Origin of the sequence: Cytobacillus sp. Hm23 (assembly GCF_051842895.1) — a bacterium.
Lineage (GTDB): Bacteria > Bacillota > Bacilli > Bacillales > SM2101 > Nanhaiella.
Map to the genome: position 1 here is coordinate 1 of NZ_JBPXRQ010000088.1, position 2,916 is coordinate 2,916.

Consider the following 2,916-nt stretch of genomic DNA (forward strand, 5'->3'; position numbering starts at 1 on the left):
TTTCCCCTTCGGATAAGGTGGGTAATGATGGATTTATATGCGTACTTAATCCACGCTTTTGCAAAAAGCGATTTTCATAGCCTCCCTTATGGGCGCACAACACAACTCAACTTGTGTTTCATCCTCAAATTGCTATTACTATACAGTAATTTTACAACATTATTTATTTAATTAATAATTTTAAGGAGTCTGTTTACATCATTATGATTTACATGTCCATCAGTTCTTTTTCACTGTATATATCATTAACTCAGTCTAATTACATGTAGAACTGGTGAACCAATCGAAGGGTTTCCATCTACAGTAGGCGTGGTGACATCAATCACTTCATTCATCGCAGAACTCTCATAGAGTATAGATTTTGATGGATTCATTACTATACTTCCATCAGTACCTGTATTATCTGTACTTAGGATAAAACCAGGAATTGTTGTATTATTTGATGCAACTTCAAAAGCAATTCCTGCTCCATTAGCTAAATTGACATTAGATACACTAAATGTAATTTCATATAAACCAACATCAGAAAGTTGTATTGCATTATTGCCATTTGCAAAAGTTAGACCACCTATACATGGTCCTGTCATCCCAAACATAACATTAGCACTCTGTTGCGGAAATTGACTAATTGGTCCAAGAATTTGACACGCCCCTTGCACAGTACCAGTTGGTCCTGGTGGTCCTGTTGGTCCTGGTGGTCCTTGCATTCCCATTGGTCCTTGTGGTCCTTGTGGTCCTTGTGGTCCCGGTTTTCCTGGAGGTCCCTGCGGTCCTTGTGGTGGTGGTGGAACGACTCTACATTTACAATCTTTATCCTTCATTATTATTTTCACCTTCTATAATTGTTTTTACTTTATATGTATGGTTATCTTCTATAGAAGGTTGGACTATCATAAATAATGTGACTAAAATGAGCAAGAGTCTATGTTAATTTTTAAAAAGGACTGGTGCCAGCCCTTAGTAACCTTAAAATTATTGTGTTTCTTTGATCATTTAGACAATTGACAGTTGCATATTTAAGTAGTAAGACATTCACTGAATAAAAGGAACATGTTTACATCTTAAAACTTGAAAGGAGTGTAATTGAATGTCTGATTGTAGGTGTAAGGGAAAAGGAAACAATGAATTATTTTGTAAATGTGAAAATACACCTATAACTTTCACAAACGTTAATGCTGGAGTAGATCCAATACCCTTAATAACGTTGACAACCGATAATCTATTGGTTACTGAAAAGGATTGGGTTGCAAAGATTGATTCTATGGTTGTCATACAAGCTGATACGACAAGCCCTTTTACTTTAATTTATGAAATTGCACGTGTTACAGGGAATGCTACAAATATATTGTGTACTTACAATTTGTCCGAAAGTCGTACCGGACAATTTACACTTACTCCAAACAATACTGTATGTGATGAACCAGGAATAGGATGCCACAAGTATCGTTTATTTGTCTCAGGTCAATCCCCACAAGGAACACTTAATTTTACTTGCAGATGCATTAATGTAACTACTTTTCAAAAAGATATGTAAACATTAGGAATGCCCTACTCTATTCAAAGAGTCGGGCTGTTTTCATGTCATCATGCAGGTTCATTACATATTATGTTTTCTTGATTTGTTCGTCCATTCAATGAGAAAAATAGTTATGAAACACAATTTCTATTATGTATCTTTAATTAATCTAATTGAATAGCTTAAAATACAGTAGAGTGCTTTATTCACCAACTTCTTCCTAAGCATTTCTATCTCCTCATGATCTGTTCAGGGAGATGACATATCTTTCTATAGGTCAAGTACTTTTCTTGGTTTTACATACATAAGATAAAACTATATTTGAACATGATGAAAGTTTGTTAGAAGGCAATTTAATAAATTTGGTAACTCATTTTTAAAATATCCTACATATATTAAAGTAACAAATCAAATAAATTAGGTGATTCTCATGGTATTGGCTTATGTCGTAAATAACACTTTTTCTACAGGTAATGGTACCGTAGGGGCATTGATGTGAAAACGCATAGCTTGATTGCAACTATTCTGGTTGGTGAGAGTTCACTAGATATGTCTTTTACCCCAGATGGAAAAACGGCTTATGTCGTAAATAGTCGGGATTTTCCAAATGACGGTATCATTTCGGTTGTTGATGTGAAAACGCACCAGGTAATTGCAACCGATCTAGACTATAATACTGCCAATATCGCTATCTTTGAATTTTTCGAAGCTTGGTATAACAGAAAAAGATAGCATAGCAACATTGCTTATAAAACACCTCAAGCAATGGAAGAACTATTCAAAGATTCTGCATAAAACTTAATCTTTTTGTGTCCAAGATATTGACTCGAGTCCAAGACCGATATTTTAATAACAGAAAAATTAAACCAACTTATCCTCAATTATATTTTTCCCTTTTACAGTAACTTATGAATTTGGCTTCCTCATTTGTTGCAGCTGATAGCACGTTCAATCCACCATTAACAGTTACAGGTTGTACTGCTAATATTGTTGCTCCAATATTAGTGTTCTTTTCATCATAACCTCCACAATATGTATACTAAAATATTATGAGTTTTTCCTATACATCCATATTTCTCTAATTAATTTCACACTATAGAATTAACATTTTGAACGATTAACACATAAAGACGAGGCTGGGACATAACTAGCCTCAAAAAATGTAAAAGGTGAATTTGAGCGAGCTCAAATTCACCTTTTTCTATTTAGAGTAGTAGTGCCCTCTATTACCTTATTTGTTGGCAGTGAGTTTTCTTAGATTCACTGCCATTAACGCGAGGTCAATTTCGTTTTCTACCTTCGATTTTCCACGTACAGAAAATCGAGAGAAGCACAAATTCGCCTTCAAAAATCCAAAAACTGGTTCCACATCGATTTTTCGTTTTCGATAGATGGCACTC

4 protein-coding genes are annotated in these 2,916 nt (G+C 34.6%); 2 read left to right on the plus strand and 2 right to left on the minus strand.

Annotated elements, in window-relative coordinates; translation table 11 throughout:
• Positions 1-245: 245 nt before the first annotated feature.
• Positions 246-821 carry a hypothetical protein gene (locus tag ACSVDA_RS24655; RefSeq protein ID WP_485887052.1) on the minus strand — a complete coding sequence of 192 codons (576 nt, stop codon included), beginning with the start codon at positions 819-821 and terminating at the stop codon, positions 246-248.
• Between the two features lie 266 nt (positions 822-1,087).
• On the opposite strand from ACSVDA_RS24655, the gene ACSVDA_RS24660 reads away from it, so the two are divergent.
• The gene (locus ACSVDA_RS24660; protein WP_485887054.1) at positions 1,088-1,534 is read left to right on the plus strand and encodes a hypothetical protein; all 447 of its coding nucleotides are present in this window, start codon (positions 1,088-1,090) and stop codon (positions 1,532-1,534) included.
• A 477-nt stretch (positions 1,535-2,011) separates the two neighbouring features.
• Positions 2,012-2,248, plus strand: a complete 237-nt coding sequence (locus ACSVDA_RS24665) for a YncE family protein (protein ID WP_485887056.1) — start codon at positions 2,012-2,014, stop codon at positions 2,246-2,248.
• A 499-nt stretch (positions 2,249-2,747) separates the two neighbouring features.
• On the opposite strand, the gene ACSVDA_RS24670 is transcribed toward ACSVDA_RS24665, so the two are convergent.
• A partial coding sequence (locus tag ACSVDA_RS24670) for a transposase (RefSeq protein ID WP_485887058.1) occupies positions 2,748-2,916 on the minus strand: 169 nt, incomplete at its 5' end.